The sequence below is a fragment of the Bacillus sp. 1780r2a1 genome, from assembly GCA_024134725.1.
Classification (GTDB): Bacteria; Bacillota; Bacilli; order Bacillales; family Bacillaceae_H; genus Priestia; species Priestia aryabhattai_A.
Window position 1 is genome coordinate 2470621 of the sequence record CP099863.1, and the last position, 21003, is coordinate 2491623.

Consider the following 21003-nt stretch of genomic DNA (forward strand, 5'->3'; position numbering starts at 1 on the left):
ACTACCTTGTATGCCAATTACTGCATTATACTAAATAGAAATAAACGATGGGAGTAGCCTATGAAAAGAAAACTTATCTACGTATTTACTTCTTTACTGCTTGGATACGTATTGTTCGCTTCGTATCATATTTACTCTGCAGCTAGTTCACCTCCTCCAAACAACGCAGATTACATTATGATTCTTGGAGCTAAGGTAAATGGAAGAGAGCTATCGTTAAGTTTACGAGAGCGTATGATTACTGCGCTACGCTATTTAGAAGATAACCCTTCAACAATCGCAATTGTCTCAGGTGGACAAGGTGATGATGAAGACATTTCTGAAGCGGAAGCGATGTCTACTTTTTTAGTAAATAATGGAATTGATTCTGCTCGCATTATCCAAGAAAATGAATCTACTTCCACTTATGAAAACTTTCTCTATACCAAAAATCTTATCGATATCACTGACAAAAAGATTGTACTCGTCAGCAACCAGTTTCATCTATACCGTGCATCACTGATTGCCAGAAGGCAAGGATATAACGTATATCCATTAGGTGCAGAAACACCAAACGTTGTGAAGCTTCAATCATACGGTCGTGAGTATGTGGCAATTATTAAAACTTGGATATTTGATCGTGAATAAGCCATTTCATTTTTAGATAGATAAGCAGTTTATTAACGAGTTTCCCTCAGCAGTTTCACTTTACTACTCCTTTTGCTAAAAGGCACGGTTATCCATTTGACACTCAGATACTTACTTTATGTAAGTATCTTCTCTTTGGTCGTGAAGTTTTAAGAAGTGTAGTGTCCATTGCTTTGTGCTATAATGTGTAGTATAGGAGTGAAACAAATGAATCAATCAACCTTATGTCCACGCTTTGAAAAAGCAATGACGATTTTAAGTCAGCGCTGGACCGGGCTCATTATTTATAAGCTTCTGTCTGGACCACAGCGCTTTTGTACCATCGAGTCATCCATTTCAGTAAGCGGTCGTGTCTTATCAGAACGCTTGAAAGACCTTGAACAACAAGGGATTGTTAAGCGTGAAGTTTTTCCAGAAACGCCCGTACGCATCGAGTATTCCTTAACTGAAAAAGGAAAAGCGCTTGAACCTATTATGAAAGAAATTGAAAAATGGTCACAGCACTGGTTGGAAGAAGACAACTTGTCATAACGCAAACAAAGAAAGCCCCCTATAAAAGGGGGTTTTCTTTACTTTATTTTATTGTGCTACTGCCGCTAGCTTTTCACGATACTTCTTCGTAACGTTTACCATCTGAGTTAAAGCATCGATTACCTGCTTTTCATTTCTTGTTTTTAAACCGCAGTCTGGATTAACCCAGAACTGTGCTGGATTTAATGCTCGAAGGGCACGGTCAAGATTATTTGTCATTTCTTCAAAGCTTGGAATGCGAGGGCTATGAATATCGTAAATACCAAGTCCAATTTCTTTATCGTATGAATATTGCTCAAATGAAGAAATAATATTGCCATGACTTCTTGATGCTTCAATTGAAATAACATCTGCGTCTAATGCAGAGATTGTATCAATCATATCATCAAACTTTGAATAGCACATATGTGTATGAATTTGCGTTGTATCTTCCACTCCTGTTGTTGCTAAACGGAATGCTTCAACAGTAGCCTTTAAATAAGCTTCTTGCTTTTCAGCTCGAATTGGCAAGCCTTCTCGCAGAGCAGGTTCATCCACTTGGATCATATGAACGCCCGCTTCTTCAAGCGCTTTAACTTCTTTTCGAATGGCCAATGCAATTTGATTCATGCTTTCATATTTCGAGATATCTGTGCGTGGGAATGACCAGTTTAAAATCGTGATTGGTCCTGTCAGCATTCCCTTCACAACTTTTTCTGTTAAGCTTTGTGCATAGACAATTTCCTTGACTGTCATTGGTTCGACTAAATAAACATCTCCGTATACCACAGGTGGTCGTACGCAGCGAGATCCATATGATTGAACCCAACCATTTTTCGTTGTTAACATACCACCTAAACGCTCACCAAAAAATTCAACCATATCTGTACGTTCAAACTCACCGTGAACCAGCACATCAATTCCAATTTCTTCTTGAATCTCGATCCAACGCTTTGTTTCTTCCTTTATAAATGCTTCATACTGTTCGTTTGTTAACTGACCTTGTTTCCATTTTAAGCGCTTCGAACGAACCTCTGCTGTCTGTGGTAAGCTCCCAATTGTTGTAGTTGGTAATAGCGGCAAATCAAATTTTTCTTTTTGCAAACGCTGACGCTCAGCTACAGAAGCACGTGTTACGGCTTGTTCATCAATTTCTTCTAGCTCTGCTCTCGTTTTCGCATGAACGCGATTTGCAACCTTTGAAAATACCTCAATCTCTTGCTGATGTGCTTTTACTGCTTCGCTATTCCCATTTAAAAGGTCTTTTAAAAGCTCTAGCTCAGTAAGCTTTTCTTCAGCAAAACTTAAGCCAGCTCGAATATCAGCTGCTAGTTCTTGTTCAGTTTCTACCGTTACAGGAACATGAAGCAGTGTACTAGACGGCTGAACAATTACCTCTTCTTTTCCTACTAATTTTTGTAATTCACTTACAAGCGCAGCTTTTTCAGCTAAGTTACTTTTCCACACGTTGCGACCATCAATAACGCCTGCAAAAAGCTTTTTTCCTTTTGGAAAGCCGTTTGCTTTTATCGCTTCACTATTTTTTCTCTCATCATGTACAAAATCTAACCCAAAAGCTTTCACAGGAAGGTTCACAACAGATTGATAATTATCCAATGCTTCAAAATACGTTTGAACGATGAGATTAGCACCCGGCACTTCCTCTGAAACGCGTTGATAAAATGCTTGAATTTCTTTCCAGTATCCCTCTGCTTTGTTCGTCACAAAAATTGGTTCGTCGATTTGAATCCATTCTGCGCCTGCTTCATGTAATTCCTTAATGACTTGAATGTAAAGCGGAGTTAATTGAGCGAATAAAGTTGATACTTCTTCCGACTTAAATCCTTTACCTAATAAGATGAAGGTTGCTGGTCCAATTAGGAACGGCTTACCGTTAAGTGCTAATTCGTCCTTTGCTTTTTGCCAATATGCTAACGGTCTGTTTTCATTTAATACTGGCTTTACGTCAGTAAACTCTGGGACAATGTAGTGATAATTGGTATTAAACCACTTAGTCATTTCACATGCCTCTGCTTCTTTATTCCCTCTTGCCATTGCATAATATGTATCAAGAGAAGATAGATTTTGCTGTTTAAAACGGTTTGGAATAATATTAAACATAACCGCGGTATCAAGCATGTGATCGTAGTAACTAAAATCACCTACTGAAACAAAATCAATCCCCTTATCTTTTTGAATACGAAGCTGATTAACATATAATTCATGAAGCTGGTTGTGCAACTCTGCTTCTGTTGATTCCTGCTTCCAATAAGACTCAATTACTTTTTTCCATTCTCTATTTCTACCAATTCTTGGATATCCAATTGTTGCTGTGTTAATTGTCATTTCAATCTCCTCGTTTCGTCTATTTTTCTGCAATAAAAAAACTCTCTTGAAAGAGAGTTAGACGACAGCTTTAAGAAGTATTGAACAACATATACTTTTGTTTCAATACCAAGCTAATCACCTCTCCCTATTACGCGTAGGTTGTGAGTGCAAACAACAGGCAGGTCTCCTGACTTAGAATCATCGCTTATTATCACCTTCCCATTTCATAAACAGTGGTTTACTGATAATAAGCTCCTCTTTACAGTGGCGCGACCGTGTCGGATTTTCACCGATCTTCCCTTTTAAGCTAAAACAAGCGTCTTAGCACCTCTTGCATGAACATATTCACTTTATACACTAATTCCCTTTCAGAAAGGAATTGAACATAACGATACATGATTTCGATAATTAAATCAAGTCTGATTTTTCTAATTTTTATAAAGAATACGCTTTCATATAACTAAGCTTTTATAGAAAATAAAAATAGCAGGCTATAGGTATAGCCTATAGCCTGCTTGCACGCTTACTTTGGTTAATGTTCATAAATCATCTTGCGGGTCATTCCACCATCTACAACTACGTTCGTTCCCGTTACAAAATCATTGTCTGGGTGCGTTAGATAAAGACACGCTTTTGCAATATCTTCTGGAGTACCAACTCGATTAGATGGATGCTGAGCATGATCAATATCTCGAAGTTCTTCATATTGCTGGGTCTCAATCCACCCAGGCGAAATTGCGTTGACGGTAATCTTGTCTGGTCCAAGTGAAATGGCAAGAGCATGCGTTAGCGCCACAATCCCACCTTTTGTAGCAGCATATGCTTCAGTATTTGGCTCTGACATAACAGCACGCGTAGAAGCTAAGTTTACAATGGAACCACCCATTTTGTTATTTCGCATCACTTTTGCTGCTTCTCTCGAGCATAAAAATACGCTTCGCAAATTAAGATTTATGATATCATCCCATTCATCTAGCGTTAACTCATAAGGAGACTTCCACTTTGTTACCCCAGCATTATTAACCAAAATGGTAATTGATCCATACGCTGAAACAGTTTCTTTGATGAGGTTGATAACATCTTCTTCTTTTCTTACATCTGTGGGAATAAACATTGCTTGCGCGCCTGTTTCACGCAGCGTTTTAGCATGTTTATTCCCTTGTTCTTCATCAATATCTGCAATCACTACTTTAGCACCTTTTTTGGCGTAGGCGCTTACCACGCCTTTTCCAATTCCGCTTGCACCGCCGGTTACCACAACAACCTCACGTTCAAATGTCAAAGTTATCCCTCCTCTATACTTAATTCATTCACCTTTTTCTTCTGGTTGAAACAAGTAATCCGTTACAAATAATTTAAATGTATCGCTCGTTAATTTGCAGCCAGATGCTTTTGGATGACCTCCACCGCCAATGTGACCAACGATTTCAGCTAAATTAATCTCATCTTTCACCGCTCGAAATCCTAATTTTTTTCTTCCCATATCAACCATTACTGAAAAGTCGATTTCTTCGTGCTCTAAACATAATGCATTTCCCAGCTCTGACTGATAGGTGTCTGCGAAAACAATCCCTACTTTATATTTTTGCTCGGCAATCTCTACTTCTGCTTGCATCATTTGCTTTTGCTTGTCATAAATATATTTTTCAATTCGCTTTTCTTCCGCTTCAAGTAAAATTGCGTGCTTTTCTGTAAATTCAAAGCTTTGACTGGCATCAGTGTAAGATGCTTGTAATGTTTCATAAATCGTATCTTTAAACTCTTCATGGGAAATTAAGTAGTAAAGATGATTAAGTCTTTTTGCTTTTTCATTTTTCTCGTGAAACCAATCCCATGTATCAAATAAGCGTACGAGCTCTACGTATTCATCCATCATCTCCGTACGTTCTAAGAGATTATTTTCTAGTAAATATGTATAAAAAAGCGAAGTAGCTGCTGTTTTCGTTCCATTCTGATCTTCTGGTATCACATGAACCCAGTCGTATTTTTCAGCAAGCGGAAGTGCAGAAATATGATGGTCGATAAGCGTCACCTTTTGACCATTTTTCACAAGTTCATCCAGCTTAGCTGCTACTTCATCGTTTACGCTAATATCCGTTATGTATAAGTCTTGACCGTCGTTATCTTCTTCTATAAAATGTAGCACCGTGTCATTTATGCGTCCGATTCCTACCGTATCGTAATCAAGGTTCTCATCACCAAATGCTAAGCGAGCTAATAAAGCTGGGCTTACGCCATCTAAATCATTATGTGAAATTAATTTTACTTTTGTCATCAAAAAACTCCTTTAAATCATTATCAGTTACTCATTTACTTTAGTATGCGTGAATCTTTTTCCATTATAGCAAGGAATGAAAAAAAATGCGTACATCCTCACTTTTCATAAGAATGTACGCACAACATTCACGATGCTTGCTTCCTCGCTTTTTCTTTTGATTTCTTCTCATATGAGTCTACAACAACAGAAGCTGCAGCATCCCCGACGATATTAACGGACGTACGGAACATATCAAGAATACGATCAACTGCAGCAATTAAAGCAATTCCTTCAACTGGAAGGTTGACCGCTGCTAGTACCATTGTTAACATAATCATCCCGGCTCCTGGAACACCTGCAGTACCAATTGATGCAATTGTAGTTGTAAACATAATTAGTAAAATTTCACTCATACCGAGATCAATTCCATAAAATTGTGCAATAAATAGGGCTGCAACACCTTGGTAAATCGCACTACCGTCCATATTCATTGTGGCTCCTAACGGTAATACAAAGCTTGCTGTTTCTTTTGAAACGCCAAGGTTTTCCTGAACGTTTTTCATTGAAACTGGTAGCGTTGCACCACTGCTTGCTGTACTAAAAGCGACAAGACCGGCTGGTGCAATTCCTTTTAAAAAAGTAAAAGGACTCATTCCAGCAAAGCCTTTAACCGCAAGAGAATACGCAACGAGAAGCTGTGTTAAGCAACCTAGCGCTACGGCAATAATCACCTTAGCAAGAGGTGCTAAAACAGCTAAACCGTATTCACCAATAATCGGTGCTACCATTCCAAAGATACCGATTGGTGCAATGACCATAATACCACTTGTAATTTTAAACATGACTGTGGAAAAAGATTCAAATAGCTTTTGAACTGGCCTTGCTGGCTCTCCTACAAATAAAATCCCTAGACCAATTGCAATTGCCATAAAGATAATTTGGAGGATATTCCCTTCCATTAACGCTGCAAATGGATTTTCGGGAATCATGTTTAGCACCGTCTCCGTGATCGTTGGTGCTTCTCCACTAGGCACAGTGGCTCCTTGGGGTAACGACACGTTAGCTCCTGTACCAGGTGCTAAAATTACGGCATATACAATACCAATTGTCACAGCAATTAATGTTGTAAAGAGGTAAAAAACAATCGTTCGTCCTCCCATACTAAAAAGCTGCTTCGTATCTTGTAAACTTGTTACGCCCACAATAAGCGTCGTTAAAATTAAAGGCGCCATAATAAATTTAATGAGCCTTAGAAACAAATCGCCAAGCGGCTGCACGACAGACATCTTATCTCCAAAGATAAGACCGAGCGCAACAGCTACGACGAATGCTACTAATACCTGCGTTAGTAACGATGGTTTCTTCATAGTTGTTCTCTCCTCATAATGATATTCCCGCTATATCCCATCGCCTTAACTGCTACGCAGCAACTCCCCTTTTTTGCATATTTATACATATTTTGTTTACTGCATATTATACACTTTCGGTTTATCACACTACCATCTTATTCTCCATAAGGACACGTGTCAACCCTCAAAAAACTAAAAAACGAACAAAAAATAACCAATAATCATTTTTGTTCGTTTTTTTAGATTAATCAGGAGAAATCCCTTTAAAAAAGATATGTAAAATTTCCAAAGACTTATTTTTATCGAAAGAAGCTATATCATTGGGAGATAGCTGATCTATCTGTGTTTTTAAAGCTTGAATATAAAATAAAATTGTATCAACAGATAATTTTGGATTAATTTCTCCTTTTTGCTGGGAAATCTTAATAAACTTAATCAGTAGAGGCAACAATTGTTCCGTATAGAAAGATTGAAACCATTTTTGCAAGGGTTCGTCTTCCAGAATTAACTCTTGCAAAAATTGAGGATTAATTGTAGTAAAAGACTTTGATTTTTCAAACATAATATTCTTTAGTTTTGTTTCAAACTTTGAATTGCTTAAAAGGAGCTGTTCATATAATTCAAACTGTTTCTTCAGATAAGCCTTTATTGTTTCTCGAATAAGCTGCTCTTTATTCTCAAAATGATTATAGATGGTTACCTGGGATACTTTTGCTTCTTTTGCAATTTTAGCGATATTCATACCGCTTGGACCAAACTGATTAAATAGTTTTAGCGTTGCGCTTTGTATATCTTGCTGTTTTTTCTGCTTTCTTCTTTCAAATCCATTCATCTTTACATCACCAAGCTTATTTTATCAAAAATATGAAATACATATAAGCAATTATTTCAAAAAGTATTGCAAGTTATTTCAAATCAGCATACAATAATTTTGAAATATTTTATTGTTAATATTTCAAAATTACCTTTTCACACAAAGGAGTTAATATGTATGATTCATTTAGAAAGCTTAACCAAGCAGTTTTCAAATCAAAAAGGCATTTTTAATGTTTCACTACATGTAAATGAAGGTGAAGTTCTTGGCTTTTTGGGCCCTAACGGAGCAGGAAAGTCTACTACTATTCGTCATTTAATGGGATTTATCCAACCAGATCAAGGGAGCTCTTTTATCAATGGGCTTAATACATGGAAAGAAGCCAATAAAGTTCAAAAAATAGTAGGTTATCTTCCTGGAGAAATTTCGTTTTTAGACGATATGACCGGCATGCAGTTTTTAGAATTAATGACGAAAATGAAAGGGATAAAAGACATCAGTTATCGAACCTATCTCATTGAGCTTCTTCAGTTTGATCCGACGATTTCCATTCGAAAGATGTCTAAAGGTATGAAGCAAAAGGCGGGGATTGTTACTGCTTTTATGAATCGCCCTAACGTTTTAATCTTAGATGAACCAACATCTGGTCTTGACCCGCTCATGCAACAGATATTCATTGATTTACTCGTTGAACATAAAAAGATGGGCACAACCACCTTTATGTCTTCTCACATTTTTTCAGAGGTTGAAAGAGTTTGCGATAAGATTGTCATTATTAAAGATGGAAGAATTGTAAAAGATGCACCTATTGAAGAGGTTCAAAGAAATAAGCGCAATACGTTTATTGTAGCAGTCTCTACTCCTGAAGAAGTACAACGTATTGTTCATTCTCACTTAGATGCAACGCAGCTTGGAGAACTTGAAGTACAAATCGCTGTAACAGATTCTTTCCATGAGTTATTTCAGCTGTTATCTGACATGAACGTAACAAACTTTAAAAGCAAGAGTGAAAGATTAGAAGATTTATTTATGAACTATTACCAAGAAGGGGGAAAATCAATATGAACGGACCCTTACTTACAACGATGCTAAAAAGTCACGCAAAATCCATCTTAAGCTACACGCTAGGTTCCACTTTTTACTTGTTGCTCATTATTTATATTTATCCTTCAATCTCCCAAGTAGAAGGACTAAACGACCTTATAAAATCAATGCCAGAGAGTTTGTTAAAAACATTTGGCATTGAAAATGGATTATCGTCTTTAAGTGATTTTATAGCTGGTGAGTATTACGGCTTATTGTTGTTGGTATTGCTGAGTATTTTTTGCATCTTAACATCTGCTTCTCTCATTGCAAAGCTTGTTGACAATGGTTCTATGGCATACCTTTTGTCAACTCCAGCTTCACGAATGACCGTTGTTCTTACTCAAGCTGTTGTAGGAGTAATTGGATTGTTTATTATTATTTTTATAACAACAGCTTGTGGCATTATTGTCACAAAGTTTTTCACATCAATAAGCGAATTTGATATGTGGGGATTTGTGAAGATGAATATTGTTGTCTTTTTATTATTTTTCTTTATTTCTAGCTATTGCTTTTTATGTTCAAGCGTATGCAATGAATCAAAAAAAGCTTGGAGCATCCCAACAGCTATCACACTTTTATTTTACGGAATTGACCTTATAGGTAAACTATCTGACAAGCTGGAATCCCTTCGCTACGCTTCAATTTTCTACTATTTTAACCCAATTGAAATTGGACGTGGACACGAAGATATTTTTGTCACTTGCTTGCTATTTGGAATAGCTGGTGTACTTCTATATACAATAAGCGCTTTCTTATTTTCCAAACGCGACCTGCCTTTATAAAAAAGAGTTTGAGACATAGCAAAATGCTTGCTTCTAAGAGACGAACAATAGCTGTTCGCATCTCTTTGGTTTGTCTAAACAAGTTCGTTCCATTGCGCTATAGCCTACTCGCTTTCCGCGGGGAGGGACCTGAACTTTCTCGCTGCGCTGCGGAATCTCAGGTTTCCTTCTATTTCCCGCAGGCGTCAAATGCCCTATGCTTCATTCCATCCTGTTTCCAAACTGGTTTTTCCTAATCAACAAAAAACCTGAATGATTAAAAGTGGCAAACTCTTAATTATCCAGGTTTATCGTTGGCTGAATTACCTATATGCCAGCCTCTTTTTTTATCCTGCCTTCATAGGTATATTGCGATCTTGTTGGTAAATGTCATAAACTAAAAAACTAAATGCGTAGTAAAATGCAATGATTGCAATCGAATCTGACATAATATATATAGCTCCCAAACCAATTCCGACAACTAACGTCTGAAGGCTTAAGCGATCTTTTTGAAACGCCAGCTGTGACATGAAATAACCTAAACCAATTAAAATAGCTAATAACCAGCTATTTTGAATTTGCAAAATATCATGAATATAGATATAAAGACTTGGAAAATACACTAGCGTTTCTACTATGCTTGAAGTTCCACTATATGTAAGCCACCACTTGCGTTCTCGGTTCGTTTTTGGGACTGTTGCTTCAATTGAAGTCGGCATCTCCTGTTCCATAAATACCGTTTCTCCATGATCTTTCATCCATTGAAGCATAACCGATAATACAATAAATCCTAAAAAGATAAGCAATAATAAGTACTCAACCCAAGCTGGAAACATATTCTTCTGCTGTATGGTATCCAGATATACTGTTTGAAGTCCCCACTTCTCTACAGGCAGCGCATAGTATAGCATAATGACTGCGTAAAGAAGTAAAATGAGCACATAAAAAAACGACTGTTCTTTATAGTACCGAACTTTTTTCTCTTCAGATATTATTCGCCTGACCATAATACTTTCAAAGTAGGGACGAACAATACTGATAATTACGACTAAACAAGTAAATGCAATCATAAACCGCTTTAATCACCTTTTCACTTTTCATTATGTAATCAACTTTCCGTATGGTTCCTTATACAAAAAAGCAGCTATTCTTATCAATGGTTTCCTTTTCCTATAGTATCAAATATATGAAGTTATTTACAATGAAAATATTATGTGGAAATTAAGTTTGCCATGTTTATACCACTGATTGTAACCATTGGGGACCCACCTCCTGGATGAGTTGTTCCACCGACAAAATAAAGGCTTCTTACGTCTTTTGAAACGTTGCTAGGCCGAAGAAAGCTGTCCACTTTCCGATTAGCACTAATACCGTAAAGAGCCCCTTTGTACGCTCCAAATTGCTTTTCAATCCAGCTTGGGTTGATGATTTTTTGACAAGCTAAGGTAGATGTAATATCGACACCAAACCTTTTTAGCTTTTCATATATAACTTGTTCATAACCATCATCATTAGTCACTCCTGCTGGTGCGTTAACAAGAATAAATAAGTTATCACCAGGCGCTACGTTTTTATCTGTATAAGAAGAATTACAGATGTAGATTGTTGGATCTGACGGCAGCTGCTTTTTCTTAAACAGTTCATAGAATTCGTTTTTATAATCATCGGAAAAATAAACTTGATGATGAATAAGCGAATCATTTCTATTCTTTGTTCCAGCTAAAATAACATAAGCAGAAATAGAAGGTTCAAATTTGCTCACCATCTTGTTTGTGAAATGGGGACGGTCCGCTTCATCTACGAGAGACGGATAAGCTTGCAGTAGGTCACCATTCACAATAACGGAGTCTGCAGGCAATTTTTTACCCCTCTCAAGCTCAACCCCTACTGCCTTCTTATTCTCCACCTGTACTTTTTTAACTGCTTCATTTAGTATCAAGGTCCCTCCTGCCTTTTGAAACACTTCAGCAAATCCTTCAGCAATCCTAGGATTCCCCCCCTTAACATAGTAAACTCCTTCATTCATCTCTAAATGGCCAATCAATGAGAAAGTAGCAGGTGAAACATATGGTGAAGAGCCTATATACGTGGCGTAGCGGTTAAACGCGTTAATCACATTTTCATTGTCAAAAAAACGTCTGTGAAAAGAATCGATTGTTTCAAATGGCTTTACTTTAAGAAGACTCGTAAACAAAGACGGATTCATATAATCTTTCCATGATGAAAACGTTCGATAAAAAAACTCATCTTGTGCGATGGTATAGAGTTTTTTAACGCTTTCTAGGTATTGCTCATAGTTCTTTGCCCCTTTAGAATCTATTTGTTCCAGCTGGTGAATCATCTTATTTCGATTCGTTGTCATCATAAACGTTGAACCATCATTAAACCAATTTTTTGTATGATCATTTAATTTCATTAGAGGCATATAATCGTCTGGATTTTCTCCAGCCTCTTTAAACACTTGTTGAAAAACGTGTGGCATCGTAATTGTGTTTGGGCCAAAGTCAAAAGAATATTCTCCTAGCTTCATTGGCATCATTTTGCCGCCTACATGCCCATTCTTTTCAACAATTGTAACGTCAAAACCTCTCACTTGTAACAAAACACCCGCGGCTAATCCTCCTAAACCAGCTCCTACAATGATAATTTTCTTCATTTATAATGCCTTCCTTTCCATTGATAACCTTTGTGCTGGACGCTTTGTTTCATCGAATGGTTCATTAAGAATAGCAAGGTAATAGCAGAGATGGGCATCGTAATAAACAAATACCATTTTTGCTTAGCTGCTAGGTCAATAAGTAATCTTTGAAGAAAAAGAAGCAATAATGGCAACAGCAAAAGTACCTGTTCAGACACAATACCATATAAAAATAGCGGTACTGGAAGAACATAATAAACAATAAAAAACACCATGAGAGCAACGAGTTTATTAAGTGATCGCCCTAACCCTGTATACACATTTTTTGCAAAACCATTCCATACCTCATCATCTTTTTCATACATGTAGCAGTTGACATGAGACGTTACGTTAGCCAAAATTACTTTTTCACCTTTCTCTTTCAGTGCTCTTGCAATATGCACATCTTCGACTAACGAACTCTTAACGGCTTCATGTCCTCCTATGCTTTCATATGCTTCTCTTTCAAAGAACATAAACGCCCCGTGTGCTGCAGTTGCAGCTGGGTATTTCCCCCCGTTTGCAATGATGATTGGTAAATACGAAAACACTACAACATGCTGAAGAGGAACTAGGAGCGATTCCATTCGTTTCTTTACCGGAAATCTTGGAAAGCCCGTCACTAGCTTTGCTTTCTTTTTTTTAGCTAAGGCTAATACGTGTTGAATTGTATCCTTCTCTAAAACAACATCTGCATCAATAAATAGGTAGTAGTCACCGCTTGCTCGTTTTGAAAGCTGATGACAAGCGTGTACTTTACCAACCCAGCCTTCCTCTAAAGGCTTTCCTTCTATAACAGAAAACCTCTTATCACATTGTATTTCTTGTTCCAAAAGCTGTCGAGTTTGATCTGTCGATTGATCATCTAAAATAATGACTTCAATGGGCTGATAAGTAAGTCCTTTTAATGAACGTATGATGGACTTAACATTTCGTTCTTCATTACGCATAGGAATTAAAATAGAAACAAGTGGATCAACTTTGTTTTTGTTAAGCTGGTAGCTCGCTAAACGTGGCATCGTAAATATGTTAATAATGGTACCTATTATCATTATGATAAATAAAGCGCTATAATAAATCATCGCTTCACCTTCTCTTTCCACCAAGTTAACCACTCACTCAACGTTTTTCTCCCAGCCATAAACACGTCAAAAGTGGAAAGATCCTCGCTAACAAGCTTACTTTTAATACTATCTAACTCAGCAATTACAGCCTGTTCTAGCTTATGCGTTAATTCACTTCGACTGGTTTCTGTATTTACTTCTATAGGTTTACCTACTTTAATAAATAGCTCTGGACGCTGATCATGACGAAAACTATAGCAATATGCAATTGGAATGGCTTGTACACTCTTTTCTTTTAACATGATAAAAGCCGGGCCGTCTGAAAATTGCAGAGGTCGCTTCTCTAAGTGTTCTTCCTTTCCCTGAGGAAAAATCCATACGGATTTTTTTTCTCTTAGCAATTTCCTGGTATACAAAAGCGATTTCATAACATGCTTGGGCGAGGATGGATTAACGGAAAATGCTCCAATTTTTCGAAAGAATGGAAAAGAATTCATACCTTCTTCAGACATCATTGCGTAGCTATCATGCTTAAGTAACACTCGATTTATATAAAAGCTAATTAAGCCGTCCCACCAACTTGAGTGGTTGGCAATAAATAGAGTCGGTTTATTATTCTCAACTGCTTCCTCCATATCGATGTAAATACGATAAAACTGCTTTTTCAACTGATAGTGTACAAACAGCTGCAAAACTCTCTCAAATCGTTTGTCTTTCTCCGGATAAATCATATTCTTTTCTCCTTTTGGTATAAAACAAAAAGAATGCTATATGGAATTAACGTCATAAGCACAACTAACCACAAACCGTTGACCGCTGCCACAATGACAAACATCATAACAATGGCACTATATAAAACAACCATTCGACTTTCCCACTTTGGCTCTTCTTTTTTTTCTAAAGTCTCTAGCCAGAAGTAGAGGATAAACTGAATAAAAAATGAAAGTATAAACCAGCCTGAGAAATTAGAAAGTGGAATATCATAATAAAAGCTGTTTCCTTCCCATACCCAGTACTGCTTTACTACATAGGCCACTGGGTCAATCGCTAAATCCATAATGACTGCAAATATAGATGAGATTGTTGCGTATACTAGCCCCTTTACAAGATAAGGTAATTCCATCCTTTTCATAATACCAAGTGCAAGTACACGGCTAGTCACAATTACCATTAGCCACGCTGAACCAATGGTGAGCGGTACACCTAAAATTTTGGTACCAAAATCTTTCTCATAATCATATGAACCAAATAAAAAGTCATAGTGTACACCTAGACTTTCAATAACAATGGTTGCAACCATCACAAACATTGCGACGAGCAGTGCCGTCACCATTCGATATGATTTTGCCATATAGATAAAAGCAATGAAGCCACTTACATGTAAAAACACTACGTTTGCCCATTCAAGCCATGGCGGTAACCAATCAAAAGCAAGCAGAACAACTCCACATATGTACCAAATAATAAAAAATTGATAAATCTTTTCTGTCAATCTTTTTCCTCCTCTCAGTTTCTTTATTAACTGTAAAATGTAGCTAGTCGCTACTAAAGAAAGCTTTTTGCTTTTTAATATATCTATTGTACTTTATACCCCCGCACTCTCTTATTCATGCTAGAACATCATTATTATAAATCCTTTACCTCTTATGCTCTATTTTCAATATGTTCTTTACTATGTTATGTACAACCTTATTAATATTTGACATAAAAATAGACATGAATGATAAGCTGAACAATTCAACTTTCATTTCATGTCTATGGTGTAGCATTTGCTTTTTTAGCTAGTAAAAGCTGAATTGGCAATCCAACTATAAGTCCTGGAAGCACAGACAGCATCGGTAGCCAAATTGGCCCAAGCAATACCCCATTAATTTTCACTACTGAAGCATACATGATACCTACGGTTACGAAGTAAGCACAGCACGCAAACGGTATAAATGAGTAAAGAGGAGGTGCAGTAGCTTCTGCATCTTTAAAGCCATCCCACATTGCAAAAAAATACAAGCATGGGTAAAACATAATCCACTGCATGTCAACAGTGGCTAATGCCTGTTCCGTTTCACCTAAAAAACTTAATCGTATTGCAGAGTTAAAATGTGCGCCCATATTAATTAAAAATTCCAATGCTATAAACACAATCCCTTTTACGTACTGCTTGTTTAATAATTGACTAAACCCTGGTAGGGCAATATTCCACAGAATTGCTTCTAGTCTAGTCAAAAAATCGACTCTCACATTTTAGAATATGTACAGGGGGCACTTGGCTTCGTAATTGTTTTCTCATCCTTATCTACCTCGCATTGATTTACGAATAGTTTTAGTAAAGGAGAAAAATTTATACTCTGAAATGTAATTTTCTGTAAGGTTTTTTAACGCTATGAATCAAAGCAAGCTTTTTAATATTTACGAAGAGAAACAATATCTAAGCCTAACAGACGCTTTCTCAGGAACTGAAAGCATCTGTTAATAATTCTTTCAAGGGTTTTTGTATCATTTCCTAAAATTCTAATGGCACATCCATTTATCGCCAATTTTGAAATACCTATATATCCATTCTGCTCTTCGCTTATTACTTCATCATACAACTCGTCAATGACCGAATCGATAATTCCTTCAGCAATTGCTAAAAAAGAACCGAAATGCGTATAGCCCTCCATTTTCATAATCGCATGGATGTCTTCATGAGGAGATAAAAACAAGTGATCAAAAACCATTAACTGATTTTTTCGATAAATTTTCAACTTTGAGCGCACTGAATGATACTTAAATGTCTGTCCATCAGGTGACCAGCCTGGTGTAATGATATCAGAGATAAAAAACGTTGCTTTTTCTTCCATATGTACAGTTGTTTCTTGTATAAAACGCGCACCTTCGTATAAAATAAGTGGATCTGGAAGGTATTCAACCACTGCTCCTTTTCTTAAGAACAGCTCTGTTTCTTGAAACACAGGTTCGTGTGGCGTTCGGTATACTTTTGTTGCAGCCTGTGTGGTCAAGCAAACATGTGCATCCTCTTTAGCTGTGATGCACGCTTTATAATGGTCCCCTCCAACATATCCACCTCCTACATGTAGAAGGTAGATTGTCGGGATATGCTCTTCCATGTAGATTGGACGAGCTACTTTAAAAGCTCCATCATGATAGGTGTTATGAACAACCGTCTTATTTTTTACCTTGTGCGATTCAAGTTTTAAATAGCCTGTATAACTCATGATTCAATGCCGATAAGTAATACTTCTTTTTTAATCCACTGAATGACGTCAGCCAGCCCTTGATCCTTTTTCAAATTTGTAAATACAAAAGGCTTCTTGCCTCGTGCTGCAATTGTATCTTCTTTCATCACGTCTAAGCTTGCACCAACATACGGAGCTAAATCCGTCTTATTAATAATAAACAAGTCCGATTTAATCATCCCTTGTCCACCTTTACGGGGAATCTTTTCACCCTGAGCGACGTCAATGATATAAATAGAAAAATCCACAAGTTCTGGACTAAACGTTGCCGCTAAATTATCTCCGCCGCTTTCCACAAAAATCAGCTCAACGTCAGGATGTCTTTCAACCAGTTCATCGATTGCGGCAAAGTTCATAGAAGCATCTTCTCGAATAGCAGTGTGCGGACAACCTCCTGTTTCCACACCGATGATGCGTTCTTGAGGTAATACGCTGTTTTTCACTAAAAACTGAGCATCTTCTTTTGTATAGATATCATTTGTAATAACCGCCATGCTTAGCTCACTTTGTAATGCTCTGGTTAGCCTTTCTACAAGCATTGTTTTCCCCGCCCCTACAGGACCTCCTATACCAACTCTCATTGCATTCATTTTTTCGCCTTCACTATGAAGGCTTCCCTCCCTTATATTATTTTGTATTAAGACATAAATAAGCGGACGTGCAGACGTTCATGCTGCATTTGAGCAATTTCAAGCCCTGGCGTCATTGAACCAAGCTCACTCGAATCCGCACGAAGAATGTTCGTGACTGCTTGATCAATCTTTTCATGAAAAGCAAGTGAAATTCGCTGACCATCCGTTTGCCCAATTGGAATGCCACGAACTGCATTTTGAATAAGCGATGACACTGTAGCATACAAGTGCGTAGAAACAGCCGTTTGTTTACACACCCGTAATTGTTGAGCTATAATCGCAAAGACAATTGATGGATGACCAAAGCATTCTTTCCGTTGAATTTCGTGTTCATAGCATCTTAAAAGCTTGTTATTAAACAAATCAATACAAAGCTTTACCATTCTCTGACCAATTCTCCTTGTCCCTTCCCTTGTTTCTTTTGATAGCGTCAGCGCATACAGCTCTTGATCTAGCTCTATTATTTCCTGAAGATTCGCTTCTGACGCAAATTCGTATGCCAGCCGGCAAGCTAACCCATCTGTATAAGTAAGCTGCGTTTCTGTATACGTACTAAGAGCTTCAGAAAATGTATCGGCATTTGTGATTCGCTCTTTTTGGATATAGGTTTCCATACCAAACGAATGAGAAAAAGCCCCCGATGGAAAATTCGAATCACACAGCTGTACAAGCGCTAACAGTTGGTTAGTCATGACTATGTCCAATATGTCTAAATGCTTTTTGAACCGCTCTCTTTTCACGCTTATATGGAATTCTTAGTTCGTTAAGAAGCTCTTCAACTAAATAATCATATTGAACAAGCATTTCATTCTCTTCAAACTGCGCTGGCAAATGCCGATTTCCAAGTTGATGAGCAATCTCCCCCATCTGCTTAATACTTGTAGGTTGAATTGTTAATAAGTCATCTGCTACTACTTGAATGACAATCATATTTTTCTCATCCATATAAAGCACGTCACCATCTACAAGTTCACGACTTTCTTTTAGGCGAATTCCTAACTCTTTACCATGATCGGTGACAACTCGCTGCACGCGCTTTAACAGATGATCACTTTCCAAATACACTTTTTCAATATGCGGAGCTTTCTTTTCTAACGTAGCGACATTCCCAACAATTTGTTCTATTAACATTGCTTTCACCTCAAAATAAAAAGTATCGTTGTGCCATAGGTAATACTTCTGCTGGCTCACACGTAATTAATTCATCATCCACTCGTACTTCGTATGTTTGTGGATCCACATCAATTTTAGGCATTTCACCATTTAGCTTCATATCCGTTTTACTTAGTGAGCGAATCCCTTTTACAGGCTTAATCTGTTTCTGTAAATTCAAGTTTCTATGCACTCCTCGATTGTATGCAGCTTGCGAGATAAACGTTATGGCGGTTCTATGGCGCGCTTTTCCATAAGAAGCAAACATCGGACGGTATAAAACAGGCTGAGGCGTAGGAATTGAGGCATTAGGATCACCCATTTGACTGTGAGCAATCATTCCGCCTTTAACGATTAATTCTGGCTTTACGCCAAAGAATGCTGGGTCCCAAACGACTAAGTCTGCAAGCTTACCAGCTTCTACTGAGCCTACGTATTCTGAAATCCCATGGGTGATAGCTGGATTAATTGTATACTTTGCAATATATCGCTTAATGCGTTCATTATCACCAATACCACTATCGCCGTTTAACTTTCCTCTTTGCTTTTTCATCTTGTCTGCTGTTTGCCACGTTCTCGTAATCACTTCACCAACGCGGCCCATAGCTTGTGAATCAGAAGAAATCATGCTGAAAACTCCAAGGTCATGCAAAATATCTTCAGCTGCAATGGTTTCTTTACGAATACGAGAATCCGCAAATGCAATATCTTCTGGAACGGAAGGATCTAAATGATGACAAACCATCAGCATATCCAAATGTTCTTCTAGGGTGTTAATCGTATAAGGTCTGGTTGGATTTGTTGATGACGGGAGAATATTTTTAAAACTTGCCATCTTCATAATGTCAGGTGCATGTCCACCGCCTGCTCCTTCCGTATGATACGTATGAATGACACGATTTCCAATTGCTCTCATCGTATCTTCGACAAATCCGCCTTCGTTTAGCGTATCTGTATGGATTGCAATCTGCACATCATATTCATCCGCAACTTGAAGGCTTGTATCAATTGCTGACGCGGTGGTGCCCCAATCTTCATGAAGCTTAAGACCAATCGCTCCAGCCTCAATTTGTTCGATAAGAGGCTGCTTGGATGATGCGTTCCCTTTACCTAAAAAACCTACATTCATTGGAAAAGCCTCAGCTGCTTCTAACATCCGCTCGATATACCAAGCTCCAGGTGTGCACGTCGTCGCGTTTGTTCCCGTTGCAGGACCAGTTCCTCCTCCAATCATCGTTGTAATTCCAGAAGATAAGGCGGTTTCGATTTGCTGTGGACAGATAAAATGTATATGCGCATCAATCCCTCCAGCCGTCACAATTTTCCCTTCTGCAGCAATGATTTCAGTACTAGCTCCAATCACAATATCAACATCATCCATCAATAGTGGATTTCCTGCTTTTCCAATGGTTTGGATCATGCCATCCTTTACGCCAATATCCGCTTTGTATATCCCCGTATAATCCATAATGATGGCATTCGTAAAAACAAGATCTGCCGCTTCACTTCTTGTTGCAAGAGGATGCTGTCCCATTCCATCACGAATAACTTTTCCTCCACCAAACTTTACTTCATCACCATAGGTTGTAAAATCCTTTTCAATTTCAATAAAAAGGCTGGTATCAGCTAGCCTTACAGCATCTCCAACCGTCGGCCCAAACATATCTGCATACTGTTTTCTTGACATTTTAAAGCTCATGTTCGACCTACTCCTCTTTTAGCTCCCCCGTGGGTCCATTTGTTTTATTGTTTAATCCATATACATGCTTTGTTCCTGAAAAAGGTACAAGCTGGACCGTTTTAGGATCACCTGGTTCAAAGCGAACGGCCGTACCAGCAGGAATATTTAAGTGATAGCCAAACGCTTCTTTTCGATCAAATTCTAACCCGTAATTAACTTCGTAGAAATGAAAGTGAGATCCTACCTGAACAGGACGGTCCCCTCGGTTGGTTACCAAAACCTCAACTATCCCCTTATCTTTGTTACATACAATTTCATCTTTACGTAACTTGTATTCTCCGGGAATCACTTCTTCCCCCTCCTCTATCGAATTGGATCATGTACCGTCACAAGCTTTGTTCCATCTGGAAATGTTGCTTCCACCTGAATGTCATGAATCATTTCAGGAATACCTTCCATCACATCATCTCGCGACAATATTTGTGTTCCAAGCTGCATTAATTCAGCAACGGTACGACCATCCCTAGCTCCTTCTGTCATTTCATATGTAATAATGGCAACCGCTTCTGGATAGTTCAGTTTTAACCCTCTCGCTTGCCTACGCCTTGCGAGGTCTGCGGCGACAACCACCATAAGCTTTTCTTGCTCTCGCTGTGTGAGTTTCATTTAAGATCTTCCTTTCTGTAGAACATGCATGACGACCAAAAAACAACTTCTAACAATAAATGTTACTTAACCTAACATATAATTAATTATAGTGAATTTTCAGATTAAATCAAACTCTTTTTCTATTTTTATACAAAATAGAGAAATAAAAAAAGAGATGTCTGCA

The 21003-nt window shown here is 37.8% G+C and carries 22 protein-coding genes and 1 riboswitch; of the genes, 4 read left to right on the top strand and 18 right to left on the bottom strand.

The window, feature by feature from the left end; genetic code table 11:
• Positions 1 to 60: 60 nt before the first annotated feature.
• Both NIZ91_12315 and NIZ91_12320 read left to right on the top strand, forming a co-directional pair.
• A complete protein-coding gene (locus tag NIZ91_12315) occupies positions 61 to 627 on the top strand; it encodes a YdcF family protein (protein USY53541.1) in 567 nt (188 codons plus the stop codon).
• Positions 628 to 834: 207 nt separating this feature from the next.
• A complete protein-coding gene (locus NIZ91_12320) occupies positions 835 to 1158 on the top strand; it encodes a helix-turn-helix transcriptional regulator (GenBank protein ID USY53542.1) in 324 nt (107 codons plus the stop codon).
• Positions 1159 to 1206: 48 nt separating this feature from the next.
• On the opposite strand, the gene metE is transcribed toward NIZ91_12320, so the two are convergent.
• From metE to NIZ91_12345, 5 genes are all read right to left on the bottom strand, one after another.
• Positions 1207 to 3483, bottom strand: a complete 2277-nt coding sequence (metE, locus tag NIZ91_12325) for a 5-methyltetrahydropteroyltriglutamate--homocysteine S-methyltransferase (protein USY53543.1) — start codon at positions 3481 to 3483, stop codon at positions 1207 to 1209.
• Positions 3484 to 3624: 141 nt separating this feature from the next.
• Positions 3625 to 3812, bottom strand: a riboswitch (cobalamin riboswitch).
• Between the two features lie 185 nt (positions 3813 to 3997).
• Positions 3998 to 4747 (bottom strand): glucose 1-dehydrogenase, encoded by a 750-nt coding sequence (locus NIZ91_12330; protein USY53544.1) that lies wholly within the window; start codon positions 4745 to 4747, stop codon positions 3998 to 4000.
• 24 nt (positions 4748 to 4771) lie between these two features.
• Positions 4772 to 5740: a phosphoesterase gene (locus tag NIZ91_12335; protein USY53545.1), complete on the bottom strand. Its 969-nt coding sequence runs from the start codon at positions 5738 to 5740 to the stop codon at positions 4772 to 4774.
• Between the two features lie 128 nt (positions 5741 to 5868).
• Positions 5869 to 7089, bottom strand: a complete 1221-nt coding sequence (locus tag NIZ91_12340) for a dicarboxylate/amino acid:cation symporter (GenBank protein USY53546.1) — start codon at positions 7087 to 7089, stop codon at positions 5869 to 5871.
• A 226-nt stretch (positions 7090 to 7315) separates the two neighbouring features.
• Complete coding sequence (locus NIZ91_12345; GenBank protein ID USY53547.1) at positions 7316 to 7903, bottom strand: TetR/AcrR family transcriptional regulator; 588 nt, start codon at positions 7901 to 7903, stop codon at positions 7316 to 7318.
• Between the two features lie 159 nt (positions 7904 to 8062).
• Here NIZ91_12345 and NIZ91_12350 point away from each other — a divergent pair, with 159 nt between their 5' ends.
• Positions 8063 to 8950 carry an ABC transporter ATP-binding protein gene (locus tag NIZ91_12350; GenBank protein ID USY53548.1) on the top strand — a complete coding sequence of 296 codons (888 nt, stop codon included), beginning with the start codon at positions 8063 to 8065 and terminating at the stop codon, positions 8948 to 8950.
• A complete protein-coding gene (locus NIZ91_12355; protein USY53549.1) occupies positions 8947 to 9753 on the top strand; it encodes an ABC transporter permease in 807 nt (268 codons plus the stop codon). The genes NIZ91_12350 and NIZ91_12355 overlap by 4 nt, the downstream gene beginning before the upstream one ends.
• Before the next feature lie 326 nt (positions 9754 to 10079).
• Here NIZ91_12355 and NIZ91_12360 read toward each other — a convergent pair whose 3' ends face one another.
• The 13 genes from NIZ91_12360 to NIZ91_12420 form a co-directional block, all read right to left on the bottom strand.
• Positions 10080 to 10802, bottom strand: coding sequence for a hypothetical protein (locus NIZ91_12360; protein USY53550.1), 723 nt, complete (start codon positions 10800 to 10802; stop codon positions 10080 to 10082).
• 140 nt (positions 10803 to 10942) lie between these two features.
• Complete coding sequence (gene crtI, locus NIZ91_12365; GenBank protein USY53551.1) at positions 10943 to 12388, bottom strand: phytoene desaturase family protein; 1446 nt, start codon at positions 12386 to 12388, stop codon at positions 10943 to 10945.
• Positions 12385 to 13512, bottom strand: coding sequence for a glycosyltransferase family 2 protein (locus tag NIZ91_12370; GenBank protein ID USY53552.1), 1128 nt, complete (start codon positions 13510 to 13512; stop codon positions 12385 to 12387). Before NIZ91_12370 ends, crtI begins: the two co-directional genes overlap by 4 nt.
• Positions 13488 to 14204, bottom strand: coding sequence for a lysophospholipid acyltransferase family protein (locus NIZ91_12375; GenBank protein ID USY53553.1), 717 nt, complete (start codon positions 14202 to 14204; stop codon positions 13488 to 13490). The genes NIZ91_12370 and NIZ91_12375 overlap by 25 nt, the downstream gene beginning before the upstream one ends.
• A complete protein-coding gene (locus NIZ91_12380) occupies positions 14201 to 14965 on the bottom strand; it encodes a carotenoid biosynthesis protein (protein ID USY53554.1) in 765 nt (254 codons plus the stop codon). The genes NIZ91_12375 and NIZ91_12380 overlap by 4 nt, the downstream gene beginning before the upstream one ends.
• 263 nt (positions 14966 to 15228) lie before the next feature.
• Positions 15229 to 15693 carry a hypothetical protein gene (locus tag NIZ91_12385; protein USY53555.1) on the bottom strand — a complete coding sequence of 155 codons (465 nt, stop codon included), beginning with the start codon at positions 15691 to 15693 and terminating at the stop codon, positions 15229 to 15231.
• 176 nt (positions 15694 to 15869) lie between these two features.
• Complete coding sequence (locus NIZ91_12390; GenBank protein ID USY53556.1) at positions 15870 to 16685, bottom strand: urease accessory protein UreD; 816 nt, start codon at positions 16683 to 16685, stop codon at positions 15870 to 15872.
• The gene (gene ureG, locus NIZ91_12395) at positions 16682 to 17296 is read right to left on the bottom strand and encodes an urease accessory protein UreG (protein USY53557.1); all 615 of its coding nucleotides are present in this window, start codon (positions 17294 to 17296) and stop codon (positions 16682 to 16684) included. The genes NIZ91_12390 and ureG overlap by 4 nt, the downstream gene beginning before the upstream one ends.
• 47 nt (positions 17297 to 17343) lie before the next feature.
• Positions 17344 to 18030: an urease accessory protein UreF gene (locus NIZ91_12400; GenBank protein ID USY53558.1), complete on the bottom strand. Its 687-nt coding sequence runs from the start codon at positions 18028 to 18030 to the stop codon at positions 17344 to 17346.
• A complete protein-coding gene (ureE, locus tag NIZ91_12405; GenBank protein ID USY53559.1) occupies positions 18023 to 18469 on the bottom strand; it encodes an urease accessory protein UreE in 447 nt (148 codons plus the stop codon). Before ureE ends, NIZ91_12400 begins: the two co-directional genes overlap by 8 nt.
• 10 nt (positions 18470 to 18479) lie before the next feature.
• Positions 18480 to 20189 (bottom strand): urease subunit alpha, encoded by a 1710-nt coding sequence (gene ureC / locus NIZ91_12410; GenBank protein USY53560.1) that lies wholly within the window; start codon positions 20187 to 20189, stop codon positions 18480 to 18482.
• Between the two features lie 7 nt (positions 20190 to 20196).
• Positions 20197 to 20520, bottom strand: coding sequence for an urease subunit beta (locus tag NIZ91_12415; protein USY53561.1), 324 nt, complete (start codon positions 20518 to 20520; stop codon positions 20197 to 20199).
• A 14-nt stretch (positions 20521 to 20534) separates the two neighbouring features.
• Positions 20535 to 20837 carry an urease subunit gamma gene (locus NIZ91_12420; protein USY53562.1) on the bottom strand — a complete coding sequence of 101 codons (303 nt, stop codon included), beginning with the start codon at positions 20835 to 20837 and terminating at the stop codon, positions 20535 to 20537.
• Positions 20838 to 21003: the final 166 nt, after the last annotated feature.